At 61.1% G+C, this 17,460-nt stretch carries 11 protein-coding genes; 6 read left to right on the forward strand and 5 right to left on the reverse strand.

Features of this window, described 5'->3' with window-relative positions:
* Positions 1 to 66 precede the first annotated feature (66 nt).
* A complete protein-coding gene (locus J3U87_RS11030) occupies positions 67 to 840 on the forward strand; it encodes a sterol desaturase family protein (protein ID WP_237383090.1) in 774 nt (257 codons plus the stop codon).
* Positions 841 to 953: 113 nt separating this feature from the next.
* The gene (locus tag J3U87_RS11035) at positions 954 to 2,204 is read left to right on the forward strand and encodes a transcription antitermination factor NusB (RefSeq protein ID WP_237383091.1); all 1,251 of its coding nucleotides are present in this window, start codon (positions 954 to 956) and stop codon (positions 2,202 to 2,204) included.
* Positions 2,205 to 2,246: 42 nt separating this feature from the next.
* Here J3U87_RS11035 and J3U87_RS11040 read toward each other — a convergent pair whose 3' ends face one another.
* Positions 2,247 to 3,206 (reverse strand): response regulator, encoded by a 960-nt coding sequence (locus J3U87_RS11040; protein WP_237383092.1) that lies wholly within the window; start codon positions 3,204 to 3,206, stop codon positions 2,247 to 2,249.
* Between the two features lie 291 nt (positions 3,207 to 3,497).
* Complete coding sequence (locus J3U87_RS11045; protein ID WP_237383093.1) at positions 3,498 to 3,677, reverse strand: CPXCG motif-containing cysteine-rich protein; 180 nt, start codon at positions 3,675 to 3,677, stop codon at positions 3,498 to 3,500.
* Positions 3,678 to 3,990: 313 nt separating this feature from the next.
* On the opposite strand from J3U87_RS11045, the gene J3U87_RS11050 reads away from it, so the two are divergent.
* From J3U87_RS11050 to J3U87_RS11060, 3 genes are all read left to right on the forward strand, one after another.
* Entirely contained in the window at positions 3,991 to 5,277 is a 1,287-nt protein-coding gene (locus tag J3U87_RS11050; RefSeq protein ID WP_237383094.1) for an AAA family ATPase, read from the forward strand.
* 159 nt (positions 5,278 to 5,436) lie between these two features.
* Positions 5,437 to 6,576, forward strand: coding sequence for a methylenetetrahydrofolate reductase (locus J3U87_RS11055; RefSeq protein ID WP_237383095.1), 1,140 nt, complete (start codon positions 5,437 to 5,439; stop codon positions 6,574 to 6,576).
* A gap of 340 nt (positions 6,577 to 6,916) precedes the next feature.
* Entirely contained in the window at positions 6,917 to 9,619 is a 2,703-nt protein-coding gene (locus J3U87_RS11060; protein WP_237383096.1) for a hypothetical protein, read from the forward strand.
* A gap of 10 nt (positions 9,620 to 9,629) precedes the next feature.
* On the opposite strand, the gene sixA is transcribed toward J3U87_RS11060, so the two are convergent.
* Complete coding sequence (gene sixA / locus J3U87_RS11065; RefSeq protein WP_237383097.1) at positions 9,630 to 10,082, reverse strand: phosphohistidine phosphatase SixA; 453 nt, start codon at positions 10,080 to 10,082, stop codon at positions 9,630 to 9,632.
* Between the two features lie 218 nt (positions 10,083 to 10,300).
* Between sixA and J3U87_RS11070 the strand changes: the two genes are divergently transcribed.
* The gene (locus tag J3U87_RS11070; RefSeq protein ID WP_237383098.1) at positions 10,301 to 10,633 is read left to right on the forward strand and encodes a PilZ domain-containing protein; all 333 of its coding nucleotides are present in this window, start codon (positions 10,301 to 10,303) and stop codon (positions 10,631 to 10,633) included.
* Between the two features lie 127 nt (positions 10,634 to 10,760).
* On the opposite strand, the gene J3U87_RS11075 is transcribed toward J3U87_RS11070, so the two are convergent.
* The gene (locus J3U87_RS11075; RefSeq protein ID WP_237383099.1) at positions 10,761 to 13,973 is read right to left on the reverse strand and encodes a two-component regulator propeller domain-containing protein; all 3,213 of its coding nucleotides are present in this window, start codon (positions 13,971 to 13,973) and stop codon (positions 10,761 to 10,763) included.
* A 97-nt stretch (positions 13,974 to 14,070) separates the two neighbouring features.
* Positions 14,071 to 17,352, reverse strand: a complete 3,282-nt coding sequence (locus J3U87_RS11080; RefSeq protein ID WP_237383100.1) for a sensor histidine kinase — start codon at positions 17,350 to 17,352, stop codon at positions 14,071 to 14,073.
* Between the last annotated feature and the right edge of the window lie 108 nt (positions 17,353 to 17,460).

Genomic DNA, 17,460 nt, shown 5'->3' on the forward strand with positions numbered 1-17,460 from the left:
GTCACAATCGAACCGGAAACTTTCTTCAAGGCGTGCACACGCCGCGAGCATCGAAGGGAGGTCCCCATGAGTCCGGCAATCGGCATGGCAACCGTGGTATTCACGATTCTGATCGGCTGCGAAGCCTGGTGGAGTCGCAAACGAGCCCTGAACCTGTACAACCTGCGAGAGACCCTCGCCAATTTCGCGATCTTCGCCGGCCTTCAATTGGCGAAAATCGGCATCATCGTGTGGCAGACCTGGGTTCTCGACCTGTTTTCCCCCCTGGCCCCCTTCACCCTGCCCGCCAGGCCCGGCGCGGTGCTCCTCGTTTTTCTCGTCGTCGATTTCCTTTATTACTGGCAACACCGCATCATGCACGAGGTCCGCTTCTTCTGGTGCTTCCACGAAGTCCACCACTCCAGCCCCTGGTACAACTTGAGCACCAGTCTGCGCCTCAACTGGTTTTCCGGCCTCGTGGGCATCTTTTTTCTTCTGCCGGCCGTGCTGGTCGGCGCACCACCTCGCTGGATCGCCCTCGCCCTGTTGCTCAACCTGGTCTTCCAATTCTTCCTGCATACCCGCCTGATCGGCGATCTGGGCCCTTTGGAAGGCTGGGTCAATACCCCCTCGGCACACCGCGTCCACCATGGCCGCAACCCGGAATACCTCGACAAGAACTACGGCGGCGTGTTGATGATCTGGGATCGGCTGTTCGGCACCTACGTGCCGGAATCACGACCGGTGCAATTCGGCGTCACGACCGGATTTCACGGTCACAATCCGGTGACGCTGGTGTGCGGTCCCTTCGTGCGCTACGCGCGGTCGATTTGGGCTTGTCTTCGCGAGCGGGTGCGCTAAGCTCTTAGGCGGATGACGCGAAGCCGGTCGCCGTGACGATACCGCACGGAAAACCCACCGGCCGCGCCATCGGATGATTCCACCCGCGCACGAAGCCCGGGTCGGGAGGTTGCATGGCGCGTGGACCCAAACAGATTCGAGATGCACGGACCCTGGCCGTTCGGTGCCTGGTGGAATCATCGCGAGGGCGGCGTCTCGTCCCGGAAGCGATGCACCGCTTCGATCACGCACTCAGCAGCCGCGATCTGGCGTTCGCACACGAGATGGTCTACGGCACCTATCGCTACCTGCCCGGTCTGGAGAAGGTCCTGGCCCGCTTCTGTCCCAAGCCCAAGTTCCCACCGGAAATTCGGTGGCTGCTGCTGTCCTCGCTGTACCAGATCGGGTTCATGCGCACCAAGGACTACGCGGTGTTCGACGAAGCCAACAAGCTGGCCGTTCACCTGGGATATCCCCGCCTGAAGGGCCTGGTCAACGCCGTTCTGCGCAACGCGCAGCGCGCCGGAGACGCGTTATGGCGCGACAAGGATGGCGCCGACTGGCTGCTGCCCACCTGGCTGAAGGACCTGCTGGCGGGTCAACACGGTGCAGATGCCGTGGCCGATTGGACCCGTACCTGGCGCGACCGCGCGGAATTGGCCTACTGGCGCAACGACGCCCCCGTCTCCGAGGAAGAGCGGCGCTCGGACGTGGTTCCGCACGGTTTTCGCCGCCAGAGCGCGTTACCGCCCGAATGGCTGAGTGAAGGCCGCATCTACATCCAAAACGAATCCTCGCAGGCCGTTTCGGAACTGGCCTGCCGCCTGAAGCCGAAAACCGTACTGGATCTGTGCGCCGCACCGGGAGGTAAATCCTGTTACGTGGCCAGCTTCAGCGGCTGCGATACCCTGGTCGCGAGCGACATGGCCCCGGAACGCGTCGCCCTGATCGAGGAGAACCGCAACCGCCTGGGCCTGGATTTCGAGACGCTGTGCGCCGACGCGACCCAATTGGCATGGGACAAGCCCCTCTGTGACCTGGTCATGTTGGATGCGCCCTGCAGCGGCATCGGCATTTTGGGTCGCCACCCGGAAATCAAGCACCACAAAAGTCAGCCGGTCGACGAAAGCCTGAAAAAAACACAGGCGGCGTTGCTGAAACGCGGCTGGGAGCTGGTCGCGCCAGGGGGCTACCTGTTGTACACCGTATGCTCGCTGGATATGAGCGAGGTCCCGCCACCACCCGAAGGAGCGGTGGTCGACGTGCAAGCACTCGCGCACATGCCCTCCGGCGTTCCGCTCACCCATTTCGAGCGTTTGTTCCGCATTTCGCCGAGCAACGTTTTCGACGGCTTCTGCGGCATGCTCCTGTCCAAACCGAAGTGATCTCCCCGGATTCGTCGGAACCCGGAGGATCGTCATCGACCGTCAGGCGCGATCCGTGCCGAAATCACCGCCGAGCAGTGTCTTGATTTTTCCGGTCAACAGGTCCAGGTGATCGCCGAGGTTTTCCACGGTCTTGCCGAGGTCGTCGTTCGTCTCACCGTAGGCTTTCAGCTCTTGAGCCATGTTCCGCAAGACCAGCAACTCGTGGGCGATGATCTTGTGTTCGCGCTCCCACTCCTTGCGGGGAAGAATCCAACTCATGGCGCCGATCATGCGCATGGCGCGCCCGCTGGTCCCGAAGATGGCCACGCCGAAGTCGTGAACCCAGTGGTAACTGCCGTCCTTGTGTTTCATGCGGTAATCCGCTTCGAAATGGGATGACTCCCGTGCCTGATGGCCGCGCAGCCGGCTGGAAACCATTTCGAAATCGGCCGGATGAATGCGCGAAAACCATTCGTCCAGATTGTTCTCGATCTCGTCGGTTTCGTGTCCGATGATTTTCTTCCAGCGCGTGGAGAAATTGACCTGGCCGTTTTGGAGATCCCAGCTCCACAAGCCGTCGTTGGGGCCCCGAAACTCCGGCTCGGCCCCGCCCCCACCGCGCGCGGCAAATTCGCGCAAACGGTTCAGCTCCAAGTGCAGCCGCACCTTGTACAGCAGCATGGTCGGGTCTTTGCTCTTGGAGACCAGATCGTTGGCCCCCTTTTCGAGAAACTCCGGGGTTCGATCGCCGCCCTCGTTCATGGCGGTCAACATCAAGACGGGCAGGCTCTCTTTGTTGTGGACCTCGCGGACCTTCGCCAAAAAGGTCAGGCCGTCCATTTCGGGCATCATTACATCGGTCAGCACGAGGTCGAAGGACTGTCCTTCCAGCGCCCCCTGTCCCTCGACTCCGTTCTCTACCGCAGTGACCGAATAACCCGCGCCCTCGAGGTGAAGTTGCATCATGCGACGGGTGAACGCGTCGTCTTCGAGTAGCAGGATGGCGGATTTAGGGCTCATCGGTGTTCCTCCTGAATGGTGGCGGTGGGGAGTCCGATTTTGCGATATCGGCCGAATCATGCACAATTCAAACAAGTTGTAAATCGGCGGAAGTGAAAGAGGCGACCATGGCTCGGAAACGATACGGGGTGACATTCACTTCAGGGTATCGGCGCCGGCGCATCACATCATGGAAAAAGGACCCTGTCCCCTAAATCTTCGAACAAAAGCGCGATTCGCTCAATAAGGAAAATCACCGACAGGCCTTCTATTTTCGCGACTTCGTCGGGCGTTCCCCAAGCCCGAAACATACTATTGAATCGATTCCGCCTCGAATGCCACCACCTCGTCGTCCTCGATGCGGTAGTCGATCGAGATCGGTTGACAGCAAACTTCGCAATCCTCGATGTAGGTTTGGCGTTCGACGGACGTATCCAGCAGCATGGAGATCCGCTGCCAACAGTAGGGACAGGTAAAAAAGTATTCTTCCATGGATTACTGGGCACCTCGTCATCAGGGTTTCGAATGGTCTTCGCGAGAGGGAGCGGAGCGGTTTCGAGAAAGGGCCGAGGGGCGGTTCTTTGCATCGAGGGTTTCCTTGTTCGGCCCCCGAGTGGTGGCCGGCCCCGAATTGACAGGATGGGCTAAAGCGCCTATGATGGGGACCTCCGGAACGTATGATTTTTTCGCCGCCCGGCTTGCGACTTGGCGTTACATTTTAACGACAAAACGCGGGCAGTCGGACCCGACCTCCGCCATCGGGAGTATGGCCAGCAATCAGTTTAACTTTGAGGACGATAAGGCCATGACCAAACGGATCATTCCCATATCCTCCGGAAAGGGAGGCGTGGGTAAGACCTCTTTTGCCATCAATTTGGCGTTGTGCCTGTCCCAATTCGGAAAAACGGTTCTCGTCGATCTGGACACGGGCACATCTTCGATCCGCAACGTGATTGGCGCGCCGATTCGACGCGACCTTTACCACTTTTTCAAGAAAAACGATCGGTTGGACGACTGCATCACCCCCTTGCCCGTGATACTGGATCCCGACAAGAAGTTCGACAACTTCGGGTTCGTCGCGTCGCCACTGCACATGATCAATTCCATCGCCAACATGAGCCAGGAGGACCGCAACCGGCTGATCGACGCCATCAACGGCATTCACGCGGACTACGTCATTTTGGACCTGCGTGCCGGTTTGGATCCGATGGTGACCGATTTCCTGCCCCACTCGAATACCGGCATCCTGGTGTTCACGCCGAACCATCCCGCCGCCACCCTGTCCGCGTCGGACATCGTCAAGGCCGCCCTGTTCCGTAAATTGCGCGAGGTTTTCCACGTGGGTTCGCCGGTCTATTCGATGTTCAAGCCCGGTACCGTCAAGTCGGACCGCATCAACGAAATGATCGATATCGCCGAGGATGTCTACGAACCCGAGATCGCCAATCTGGACCACTTCCTGAGTATCCTGGAACGGGAAACCGAAGGCCATCCGATCGTGAAGATGCTGGTCGACATGGTCGAGTACTTTCGGGTGTATTACGTGCTCAACCGATTCGACGGGGTGGACTCGTCCTTCGATACGGCCATCAAGCCGTTTGTGGAAAACATCGCCAACAATATTTCGCCGCGTCCCAATATCAGCAATCTCGGATGGATCATCGAGTCCAAGAAATACCATCAATCCAATATCGATCTCGTGCCTTACATCCTTCAATACCAAGGGAACCAGGCCGCAAAAGCCGCAAAGAAATCGGCCCACAAATCCAAAAAGAAAATCGATCGCGACCTGGAGGAACTCTACAAGCTGAGTGGCTTGCGCAAGGAGAAACCCGCCAAGCGGCAGAAGCGCAACCAAAAGCGCAAAGAAACCGAAGACGCGCTGCAATCCCAGCTCAACGCGATCGAGGCGATGTACAAATCGAAAAAGAAAGAAAACGAGTACGAGAACTTCCAGTACATCATTTCGTGTGTCCGCTATCTCTTTCAAAGCAAGCGGATCGCCGATTTCGGCGACACCCGGATCTTCAAAAAGGGCGAATTGGTCCCCCTGCTCCTGCGACGTCGGCTGTCGACGATCCACACCCTGTAGTTTCGCGAGGGCAGGTATCGAGCGGCCGCGATTCGCTGAATTCATGCGTGCGGCCCGGCCGATGATCGGTGGGCTCGAGAGGACGCAGGCAGCGACTTTAGATGCGGCGCGAAACGACCGTTAAGATCTCCAATCACCCCTTTCGTTTGGAGCGCGTTCATGCCGCTTTTCAACGAGCATCACCCGGTTCCGGATCCGTGTAAGTTCCCCGCCAAGGGCACCATCGTGGTTTCTCTGGAAGACGCCTTCGCGCGCAACCTGCCCGTGACGTCGATCGAGTACAACCCACCCCCGGTGAGCGATCCCCGCAAACAAGATCTCGAATACTGGAAAACCTTGCAAACACCCGACATGGAGGATGAAAAGATCCTCAGGCAGTTGCGCGGCAAGTTGACCATGTTGCGCCTTTGCCACGAGCGGAATCGCGGGTTCGTCTCGCTGACCGATTCGGCCGCGGGCATTCGCCGCCTGCACAACCTGACCCTGATCCGCTTTTTCTCCGATGCCGAGCTCACGCACCGCTGGTTTTCCCAACCGCCCATCGTTTGGGAGCCGCGTCGCGTGATTCTCCACGTCACCCGCAATCACGATCTGGATTGGCTGCGCCGCTATTTGGCGCAGTTGGGCAGGCAGGGCTTCGGCAATCTCCTGTTGATCAGCGGCGACCCCTTGAAAGGCATGAAGCTGCCGACGGTGACCGGCGAGCGGGCGATATCCGCCTCCAGCAAAGAAGCCCGGTCTTTGCGTTTGAAAAGCAGTGTGGACCTGTTGAAATTCGTGGCCGATTTCGAAAACTCCTTCTTTTTGGGGGCCGGCCACAATCCCTTCCTCAAGGCCTCCGCCGGGCAGCGTCACCTCCAGCGCAAATGCGAAGCGGGATCCAAGTTTTTCATCACCCAACCGGTCTCCTATTACGCCGAATGCTGGCAGGCCATGTCGGATCTCAAGAGCTTTTGCGAAGCACAGCGCATCGAGCAACCCTTCATTCTCGGTGTGTTCAACTATTCGGTACCCTGCAACGCTCTCGGCTATCGTGCCGAAACGTTCGAAAAACGCCGCGCCTTTTGGAAGAAGTTGTTCGGCTTCGTGCCTCAGGGCGTGCGCGCGGATTACGATCGCGGTTTGGACGGCAACGAAATCCTGGCCCGTTCCATCAACAAACTGAGGCGGATGGGTTACTTTCACTTCGATGTCATGAACGCCGAAAAACGCGGCTGGCGCGTGATTCGAGACGAACAGCGGCTGCTCCACGAAAGCGATCGACTGGCCGGCGTATTCGATTCCGCCTCGCTGTGGTAACCGGCGGTCACCGGCGGGAACGCGACCGTCCGACGGGTTGCCACACACACCGAATCGGCGGCACCCGACGCGCACAGTCCGGGACCACGCGGCCCTAGTGATGGCCTCCATTCAAGGCCGCTCCCGTGGCACCCGATAAGACGGACAATGCCGGACGCATTTTTTTCCGTCGAAACCCGCGATAGGTACGCATTCTGCACAGGTCACGAGGTGACCCCTCTCTTTCGGTTCCCACCGGAACCATTTTTCCCCATGAAGATCCCTACTTTCACATAGATAAAAAGCCCGAATTCCGCAGCGAGCGCTTGGAAAGCGGTTACCGAAACGAGAAGTTCCCATCATGAAACCCAAGCTCAGCCAAGAAGAAATCAGCATGTTGCTCGGCAAGGATGCCGACGCCTCCGCGAACGAGGATCAACAAGATCCGGGTGGGCTCATGGACCAATCCGAGATCGACAAGCTGATTCAACAGGCTCAGGGCAAAACTGCCGGTCCGGAAAAAACTGCCGAGCAGCCCGCACCGCCCCAGGCTGATCAAGGCGGTGCACTCGACCAAGCCGCCATCGATGCCCTTCTCGCACAAAAGGGTGGCGCAACCAAGCAGGCGCCGGCACCTGCCGCGGATTCCGGCGGCGCCCTGGACCAGGCCGCCATCGACGCCATGCTCGCACAGCAGAAACAGAGCCCCGCCCCGGCTTCCAAACCCGAGCCGGCCAGCGCGGTCCAATTCGACGCGGCGATGGATCAGTCCGATGTGGATGCACTGTTGGCGCAACACGGCCGCAATCCGCAGCCCGCCGCGAAGCCGAAGCCGAAACCGAGCCCAGCACCGGCGGCCAGGCCCGAGCCCAGTGCGCCCGACAACCTCGGGGCGCCCATGGATCAAGCCGGCGTGGACGCCCTACTCGCTCAGCACCGCCGCAACCCACAACCCGCGCCAAAACCGGAGCCGCCACCTACGACCGGACCGGGCGAGGCGCTGGATCAGGCCGCCATCGACGCGCTCCTCTCCGGACAGAATCAAGCACCGAAGACCACACCTCAGCCTCAACCGGCAGCGTCGGGTGATTCCAGTGGTGCGCTGGATCAATCCGCCATCGACGCCATGCTCGCTCAGCAAAACAAGCCACAACCCACTCCCGCTCCCGATCCCGGCGCGCCCCTCGACCAGGCCGCCATCGACGCCATGCTTGCCGGGCAGAGCCAGCCTCAGCAGGCTCCCGCTCCCGCTCCCGATCCCGGCGCACCCCTCGATCAGGCCGCCATCGACGCCATGCTTGCCGGGCAGAACCAGCAACAGCAGGCTCCCGCTCCCGACCCCGGCGCACCCCTCGACCAGGCCGCCATCGACGCCATGCTCGCCGGACAGAACCAGCCACAACAGGCTCCCGCTCCCGATCCCGGCGCGCCCCTCGATCAGGCCGCCATCGACGCCATGCTCGCCGGACAGAACCAGCAACAGCAGGCTTCCGCTCCCGATCCCGGCGCGCCTCTCGACCAGGCCGCCATCGACGCCATGCTCGCCGGACAGAACCAAGCGCCAACCGCCACACCAGAGCCGGCCGGATCCGGTGATCTCATGGATCAGGCCGCCATCGATGCCCTCCTCGCTCAGCAGAACGCGCAACCGGAACCCGCCACTTCGGCCCCAGCCCAGGATTCGGGCGCGCTGCTCGACCAGGCCACCATCGACGCCATGCTCGCCAATCAGCAGGGCGGTTCACCTCCTGAACCGAGCCTTCCCCAGGACGGCCCTCTCGACCAAGCCGCCATCGACCAACTCTTGGCACAGCAAGGCCAGGCACCCCAACAGCGAGCGCCGGCGGAGCCCGCCGCAGACACCCTGCTGGACCAGGCCGCCATCGACGCGCTCATCTCCGGCCAGGGTCAGGCGCCCCCCGAACCGGCGGGCGGCCCCTTGGATCAAGCCGCCATCGACGCGCTCATCTCCGGCCAGGGAGATGCGGCGAGTGCCGCGCCGCCACAAGACGGTCCCCTCGACCAAGCCGCCATCGACGCGCTCATCTCAGGTCAGGCTGGCGCACCTGCCGCACCTGCCGCACCCGCCGCCGAACCCGCTTCCGGCCCTCTCGATCAGGCCGCCATCGACGCGCTCATCTCGGGTCAGGCCGGCGCACCCGCCGCGCCTCCACCGCAACAGGACGGCCCCCTCGACCAGGCCGCCATCGACGCGCTAATCGCAGGCAATGCCGCCCCCGCAGGACCGAGCGATCAGCTCGACCAGGCCGCCATCGACGCCATGTTCAACAACGCGCCCCCGCCGGCGGCACCACCCGAGGGCGGAGGCATGTTGGACCAGGCGGCCGTGGATGCGCTGCTCGGTGGTGGACAGGCTCCCGGCCCTCAGGCGCCACCCGAACCCGAGGCCGGTGCCCAACTCGATCAGGCCGCCATCGACGCCATGTTGGCCAACTACCAGCCAGGCGCCTCGGCCCAGGCTCCCGGCGCTGCCGAGCCAGATTCCGACGAAGCCCTTTTGGGCGATCGCGACGCCGCGCCCAAGGACACCGCACCCAGCACCTTGCCGGAAAAGGTTCCCCAGGTTCCCAATTCGCTGGGAGCCCCGACGCTGTCGCCCGCGGAAATAAAGCGGGCCAAGAAGGTCCACCGCGCCCACTACAGTCCGTGGGTCACCGGTATTCATCGCTCCGTGCTCTACCAGCCGAATCAGATCGACGTCCAGGAGACCGCACTTTCGGCCATCCAACACCTCTTCGGCATGGCCAACATGTTCCGCCAGCACGTCGGCGAAGCAAAGCGTTACAACGAAATCGCTTCGATCACCAACAAGTGGGGTCACGAAGCGACGATCGCGCTGACCCGCAACGAGTACCAGCCGTTGCGGATTCGCATGAAGGGCATTCAAACGCTGAACGTGTACCGCAAAACCGTTCAAGGGGAACAGGTTTTCCTGGTGGACTACTTCAAGCCGAACTCACCTTCGACTGGACGGCGTTGGGTCAATTGGTTCGTCATGCACTTCGATCGAGAAACCCTGGAAGAGCTGAGTAAATTGGCCTGAGCACCGGGACTCAGGGTTCGGGATGAAGCACCCATCCCAGCTCGCCGCTGAAACGCGCCTTTTCCGGCAGGTTCACCTCGATACAGGTGCCGGGAAAGAAGGAAACACGAGCGCCCGTCAAGGAAAACGCGAGTTCGGCAATGATCGGCAGGTGGGAGACCAACAGCGAATTCTCTTCCATTTCGGCAATGCTCATCAAAACCGATTCCGGATTGCCGCCGGGCACGAGATCCGGCAGCTCGGCCAAAGGGACCTTGAACGACTGGCACACCAATTCTGCGGTCTGCCTGGCGCGAACGAAAGGTGAATGAAATATTTGACGAATGGCGACGCCTCGTTCTCGCAGGATCTCGGCTTGGCGACGAATCCCGAGACGTCCCTCCTCCGTGAGATTGCGCCGGCTATCGTCGGCGTGCCCCGAAAGGGATTCGGCATACCCGTGACGAATGAGGTAGATCTTCATGGTCCTGTCCTTTCCGTTTGGCGCCAACGCCAATCGAACCTGCCCCCCGAGAGGGGTGCGTCGTCTTTCACGTTGTGTCGACCTGATTGTAACAGGGAAACGCGGAGGAATATTCGAATCCGGGGATCAAACGTTTAGAGTCGGGCATTCTCCAGACGATAGAAGGTTGTTCGGGTATAATCGAAGGTCAAACAAGAGAGTGGGAGACCGCAGTACAGATGAGTGAGAACAGGAGGATCCACAAACGCTACGGATCCGACATGATTTTCTGGATGAAGCAAGTCGATTCCAATAAGGATTTCAGCCCGTTCTACATCGTCGACATCAGCGCCGGCGGACTAAAGATCGAAACCAAGGATCTTTTTCCCGTGGGCACCGAAGTCCACCTGAGCTTCGAGCTTCCCCAGCACACCGATCTCATCGAGGCCATGGCGATCGTTCGCCACATCGAATCGGTGGACGAGGGGTATCATACCGGTCTTCAGTTTCAGCAAGTCAAAGGGGTTCCCACCAGCATGCTGCTGGAGTACCTGGAAGAGATCTACGGCTGAAGCCCCTACCGCCGGCATTCCTGCTCACCTTCGCGGCTCGGGTTTTCCGCCGGAGCGTGCCGCGGTGGTTCATACGACGAAACCATCGACCGTTCGACCACCCAGCGGCCTCGCGGGAAGCGACTCGCTAAATCCATTCCTCCGGTTCCTCGCCGATCGGGAGGTGAACCGCGATCAATGCCCGATCGTCTTCACCGGTTTCGATGACGAGTCGGCCATCCATTTCGCGCAGGAGTTCACGACACAGGGCGAAGTCCAGACCCATCAGGGTTTCGAGATCCGGTTCACGTGCCAACACCTTCAACTCCTCCGCCGCGAACCCGATGCCGCCGTAGCTAATTTGAACGACCACCCAACCGGGCTCCGCGGTCCGCGTCCGGATCACCAGCCGACGGTTCCCCTTGTCGGCACGCGACAGGGTTTTCCGGCCTCCCCGGACCAATTGCACCATTACCTGCATCAGTCGAGCCTTGGACAACCGAATCAGCGGCAGCGGCGCGAGGTCCTGGACGACCTCCACGTGATTCTCCAACAAAATCGATTGCTTGATTCGGAGCACGTCTTCGATCAGGATGCTCAAATCGACGGTTTCACTGTAGGAGCTGACCTTGGCGTACTGCTGCTGGGCCTCCACCAGCTCACACACCTGGTGGACCTGATCGCGAAAATCGACCACCTCCTCCAACAGCGAATCGTGGATCCGATTCAGGGAGTCGGTGGTGGCGCTCAACTGGTCCGGCAATCCTTGGCCGCGAGCGTTGTACTCGAAGAAATGGCCCAAATCGGCTTCGTTGGCCGAGATCGACTGAGAGACGAGATGGAGGTCGGGGGTGGCGCGCAGCTCCCTGGCGGCTCGCTCCATGATGCGAATGGAGTGGTGCATGTGGGTGAGCGTCTGGTTCACGTTCTGAAGCACGTTCATCCCGACCTCGGCCATTCCAGCTCGGTGGAACGATTCGACGAGTTCGCGATTGGCCTCGATCTGGGCCTCACAGAGTCGATTCAGCTCTGCACGACTCTCGCCCTTGCAGTCGGCGATGAAGGCGATCCGACGCAGCCCGTTGCGGCGCCGAACCAGGTGTAGGCACGTGAAAAAGACCGTCACCAACAAGAACAGGAGGGGTAGCCAATAGGCATCCCGCCACCCGAAGGCCGGCACGTGAAGCGTCAAGGACCTGCCCGTTTGGTTCCACACACCGTCGTTGTTGCTGGCGATCACCTGAAACCGGTAATCGCCCGGCGGTAAGGACGTGTAGAAGGCCACCCTGCGCTCGCCGGCCTCGTGCCAGGTCTCGTCGAACCCTTCCAGCCGGTAGCGAAACCGAACCTTTTGGACATCGCTCAGGCTGGTGGCCGTGTAGCGGATGGCCAACTTGCGCATGTCGTGAGGGGCCTGCACGACCACGCGAGGATCGTGGGCCTGGCCGTCGATCTCCACGGCCTCGATCAGGACGGCGGGCGGCACGCGATTCCGAGAGAGATTTTCGGGTTTCACCACCACCGCGCCACGCGTGGTGGCGAACCACAGGAATCCGTCGCGGGTCTTCCAACCCGGCGATTGGGTACCGCCATTGCATTCCACCGTTTTCATACCATCCCCGGTACCGAACGAAGTGCATTCGACCCCGGTCAGGCTTCCGGCGGCAAAACGGTTGAGTTGGTGACGATCGACCCGGAAGATGCCGCGGTTGCTGCTCATCCACAAGTGGTCCTCGTCGTCCTCTTGAATGTGGAAAATCTTGTCGTCGTGCAGGCCGTCGGCCCGTGTCACGGCAACGACGCGCTCACCTGCGACGCGGAAGAGTCCGGCACCGTAACTTCCGGCCCACACCACATCGCTCTCGTCGATGTGCAGCGAGACGATGGTCGTGCCCTGGACCCGAGGGATCGCACGATAGTCGGCGGGTTCGTCCGACTCGAAGACCCCGAGTCCCCATTGGGAACCGACCCAGATCCGTCCACGCCCATCCTGGGCGATCTGCACGGTGGCGGTCTCTCCCATGGGTCCGGGAACCGGGTGCGATCGTTTTCCGTCGAACAAGTGCAGTCCGCTCTGGGTTCCCACCCAAAGGCGCTTGCGACGGTCCACGAACAGAACGCGCACGCGATCATCGAGCAAGTGGCCGCCGGCCACATTGAACACGTCGATCCGGTTCTCGAACAGGCGCGCCAAGCCGCCCGCCATGGTGCCGATCCAAAGCGCTCCACGCTCGTCTCCCGCAATGGAAAACACGGTATTGCCGGGGAGTCCATCGTCGGTCGTCAACCACTGTCGAAGGCCTTGTTGGAAGCGACCCAAGCCTCCGTCGGTGCCCAACCAGACATTGCCCTCCGAATCCTCGAACACGGCGCGAACCACATCGTTCAACAGGCCTTCTTCGCGCGCGTAGGTCAACAGTTTGGGGCGTCGGAACCGGGAAAGGCCCGACCGCTGGCGACCGATCCACAAATTCCCCTCGCGGTCCACGAGCATGGCCTCCAGGATGTCTCGGCCAAAATCGGAGGCCGTCCCGACGCTGTCGATCCGATCGCCGCGAATGCGATTGATTCCCCGAAAAGTACCCACCCACAGGTGGCCCTGACGATCGGCGGCGATAGTCGTCACCACATTGCTGTTCAGCCCGTGTTCCTCGGTCAAACGCTCGCGGCGCTCCTGCTTTTGCCGGATCAAGCCATTGTCGGTGGCCAGCCAGAGCGTGCGTTCCCGGTCCATGTGCAGGTTGAAGATCATGGGCTCGTCCGTGGTCTCGCCAAGGGGTACCCGAGAGACCTCGCCGCCGGAGAATCGATAGAGTCCGTTGTCCTTGGCGATCCAAATGCCACCCACGGGATCGCGCAGCAGATCGTTCAGACGTCCCAAACCCAAATCGGCACCCGAGCACATCTGCTCCAGGCGTCCCTCACGATAGCGATAAATCCCGCGCCGGGCGGTACCGATCCACATTTCATGGGCGCCACCCGCCACCAGGGCGGGGATCTCGTACTCGGCCAACGGCTCCAGCGAGGGATTGGGCGCGTAAGTACGCCCGTTCATGGTGAACAGGCCGGCTTGGGTCCCGATCCAGAGTACGCCGCGACTGTCCTCGGCCAGGGAGAGCACGCTCTGACTGGGCATCTCGGGGATTTCCCGACGCGTCCAGGTTTGGAAGCTGAAGCCGTCGAAGCGGGTCAACCCGAGCTGGGTGCCGAGCCACAAAAAGCCGTCGCGCGTTTGCAGGATGGCGGTGATCGAGTTCTGGGGCAGGCCATTGCGCCGGGTCCATTGCGTCTGAACGAATTGGCTGAGCGCGAGTTCCGAATCCTGGGCGACCGCGGGCCCGACCCATGCGATCAGGGCCACCAATCCAATCAAGACGAGGCGAGAGACAGGCCCGAACGGTCTCGTGGGCGACGAGATCGAGGACCTAGGGCCGGTATCGGACCACCTCGGGCTGCCATCAAGTGGGTATGCGCACAACAAACGTCGCTCCTCGCAGGGGTCCATCCAACCGCACCGTCAGGTCCCCTTCCATTTCCCGCATGACCTTGCGGCAATAGTGGAGACCGAAGCCGTGACCTCGCGGCTTGGTCGTGAATCCATGGCTGAACACCTGGTCGAGGTGATCGGGCTCGATGCCCGGTCCACTGTCGCAGACCTCGACGATGACCTGCTCCCCGTCCTGGTGGGTGAAAATCGCGATCATTCGCTCGGTGGGAAGTGGGCTCTCCTCGGCCTCTTCCACGATGGCTTCGTAGGCATTTTTGATCAGGTTGACGAGGATCTGAAGAATCTGTGATTTGCGACCGCGTACCGGTGGCAACGGCTCCAGGTTCTGTTCCACCTCGATGCTGTGTTTGCGAAGAGCGTGGCTCTGCATCTTGACGGCGTCCTCGATCAGGATGTTGATGTCGAATCGATCGGGCCGCCCTTTCTGGATTTCCCGCATCGATTTCACGATTTCGTTGAGATGGCCGGCCTGAACGTTCAAGTTCGCGAGCTCGTGCACGAGGCTTTCGTTTCCCTCGTCGATCAGATCTCCCATTTCGTGCAATGCCCGCGCGACCCGACGGCCCTGAGGGTCGCGGCCAAAGAAATGGACCAGATCGTGGCGATTGCCGTCGACCAGATCGGCAACCCGCCGCAACACCTGATAGACGCCCGTCGAACGCATCATTTTCTCGACGATCCCCGCCGACACGGAGACGCTGTTCAGTACATTGCCCACGTTGTGCAGCAACAGGGTCGCCACTCCGCTTTTCTCGGCTTCCTCGCGCACCTCCTCCACCTGGCCCCTGGCCCGTGCCAGGCGATGCGTCACCTCGTGACACTCTTCGCGAAGCCGCTCGTATTCGGCGGCTTTGGCGGCCATGGAGCGCTCGATCGGCTTCATGAGGCCGCAGTGGGCGAGCCAGGCGATCCCCGTGAAGGCGAGCAGACTCATCCACAGGAACCAACTGGACTGGTACAGCCTGGGAGACACCAGAAAGGCCTGCGAGGCGCGATGGGTGAGTCCGGTTCGATTGGTCGCCCGGACCTCGAAAACATATCGCCCGGGCGGCAACCCCGTGTAATACGCCACCCGCCGATCGTCGTGAGATTCCCAGTCCACCTCGTAACCGGTCAGGCGTGATTCGAGCTTCAGGGACTCCGGCGCGAAGAAGTCCAACGCGGAGAAATGGATTTGCAGGTCGTGAAAATCGTCGGCCAGTGCGGGAAGGTCCTGCCCGTCGGATGCCAGATTCACCACCCGACCATCGATCACCATCTGCTCCAGGAACACCCGCGGCGGTTCCAGCTCGGGGGGATTCCGATGGTATGCGGCCGTATCGATGAAGGTCACGCCCTGGGTGGTGGGAAAATACATCACGCCATCGCGAGAGCGCGTCCCTACCGGATATCCGCCCGAATTGCACTCGGGACTTTTCATGCCATCGGCATATCCGAAGACCCGGCCACGCACTCGGGTTTCGCGACCAGCTAAAAGATCTTCCAGGTGGGACCGGGCCAACATGCAGACCCCGAGATTCGAGGAGAGCCAGAGGTTTTCGTAGTCGTCTTCCAGAACGCTGAAAATGGCGTCGTCGAACAGTCCGTCGGCCATGGAGAAGGTGTGGAATCGATTGTCGGAGAAACACATCAGGCCGCTGTTCCCGGTGCCCAGCCAAATACAGCCGCGCTCATCCGCATACACCGCGAGAATGTCTTCGGCGGGAAGTCCGCTCTCCAGGGACGGCCAGCGATCGATCCGTTCATCGGCAATTCGGAACAGACCGGCATCGGTCCCTACCCATATTTGGCCACGGTTGTCCTCGGCGAATGCCTGCACGGTGACAGAAGCCAAATCGGCCTCCCAATACACTTTGAGGCGACCTTCCTGCAGGCGACCGATCCCTTCCTCCATCCCGAACCAAACGCGATCCCGGCTGTCCACGAACACGGGGAAAAACAGGCCATCCACGTTGACGGACACCGCTTCGCCGGTGTCTTCCATGGCCATCCGGGTCACCTTCACGAGCGATTCATCGACCAGGCGAAACAGTCCATTGACCGAGGCGAACCAAGGATTGCCGTGGGAATCGAAGGCCACACCGGGAAAAATGGTGCGGCGCAACGCGTCCGGCCCGGGAAGCAGCCGCTCCGCCCTACCGTCCCAGATATCGAATCCAGGTGCATCCGTCTGAATCCACACATCATCGCCACGCATCGCCAGACACCAGACCATGTCGTCGTTCAATCCATCGAGTGCGGTCACGCTTTGAAAGGGTCCCTGGGAAAGCCGATGCACGCCACTGCCGGCACCACCAATCCACAGATTGCCGCTGCGGTCCTCGAAAAGATCGTTCAACAGGCTGATCGGCCGGGCTTCGATGGTTTCCGAAAGGGTGAGGGTCTCACCGTGAAGGCGTCCGATACCGGCACCGGATGCAAACCAAAGAACGCCGTCGCGATCCATGAGCAAGTCGTAGATGTGGTTGAACTCGGGTTTGCCGTCGTGCAGGAACACCCGGTCGAGCCGCCCGAGCCCGGCCCCCTCGGAAGCGGGAGTCCACCGAAACAGGCCCCGACCGGCGGTTCCGATCCAAAGCCGGCCTCGCTCGTCCAGCTCCAAGCTGTAGAGCACATCGCCCAGTTCGTCGATTTCGGTACCGACGGGCTCGAAACGCTCGTCGCGATATCGCCACAGCCCCTGGCCATCGGTGGCCAGCCATACACCACCCTTGCCATCGGGCGCCATGTCGACGATCTTCTCGGCGGGGAGGCGATCCAAATGGCGAAGCCACTGGCCATCTCGTCGCTGAATCAGGCCCAGCCCGCCGGTGCCGACCCATAACCCCGATTGTGTGGCCAGCAGGGTCAGGATGGGCACGGGAGCGCGGTTTTCGCTCCACGTCCCGTTTGGAGCCGTGGCGCGCGAGAAGCCCTCGGGGCCGTAGCGAAGCAGGCCGTCCGCATGGGTTCCCACCCACAGGACGCCCGTGTCATCCACCGCCAGGGAGCGCACGTCGCCAATTCCCAAAAGCGGCGTGTTGGCGGGGTCGAACAGTTTGAAGCGGCTGCCGTCGAAGCGGACCAAGCCCTCCTGGGTGGCGATCCAGACGAATCCCTCGGGGGTTTGGATGACTTGGGAGACGGAATTTGACGGCATCCCGTCGCGAATGGTCCAACGCTTGTAGATCAGGCGATCCAAGGCCACGGACGGATCCAGTGCGAGAACCTGCCAGGCCGCGGGGCATACCATGACCAGCAGCCATAAGCCATTTCGAATCAATGCGCCATGAACTTTGCAGGACTCACGCACGAGATGCCAACCCATCGGATTCGCGCGCGGCTCAGGGACGGAAGCATG

The sequence above is a fragment of the Sulfidibacter corallicola genome, from assembly GCF_017498545.1.
GTDB lineage: Bacteria > Acidobacteriota > Holophagae > Acanthopleuribacterales > Acanthopleuribacteraceae > Sulfidibacter > Sulfidibacter corallicola.

Bases quoted from the DNA above. Each gene is read 5' to 3' on its own strand.
- J3U87_RS11030 (WP_237383090.1), top strand. From the start codon at position 67: ATGAGTCCGGCAATCGGCATGGCAACCGTGGTATTCACGATTCTGATC.
- J3U87_RS11035 (WP_237383091.1), top strand. From the start codon at position 954: ATGGCGCGTGGACCCAAACAGATTCGAGATGCACGGACCCTGGCCGTT.
- J3U87_RS11040 (WP_237383092.1), bottom strand. From the start codon at position 3,206: ATGAGCCCTAAATCCGCCATCCTGCTACTCGAAGACGACGCGTTCACC.
- J3U87_RS11045 (WP_237383093.1), bottom strand. From the start codon at position 3,677: ATGGAAGAATACTTTTTTACCTGTCCCTACTGTTGGCAGCGGATCTCC.
- J3U87_RS11050 (WP_237383094.1), top strand. From the start codon at position 3,991: ATGACCAAACGGATCATTCCCATATCCTCCGGAAAGGGAGGCGTGGGT.
- J3U87_RS11055 (WP_237383095.1), top strand. From the start codon at position 5,437: ATGCCGCTTTTCAACGAGCATCACCCGGTTCCGGATCCGTGTAAGTTC.
- J3U87_RS11060 (WP_237383096.1), top strand. From the start codon at position 6,917: ATGAAACCCAAGCTCAGCCAAGAAGAAATCAGCATGTTGCTCGGCAAG.
- sixA (WP_237383097.1), bottom strand. From the start codon at position 10,082: ATGAAGATCTACCTCATTCGTCACGGGTATGCCGAATCCCTTTCGGGG.
- J3U87_RS11070 (WP_237383098.1), top strand. From the start codon at position 10,301: ATGAGTGAGAACAGGAGGATCCACAAACGCTACGGATCCGACATGATT.
- J3U87_RS11080 (WP_237383100.1), bottom strand. From the start codon at position 17,352: ATGGTATGCCCCGCGGCCTGGCAGGTTCTCGCACTGGATCCGTCCGTG.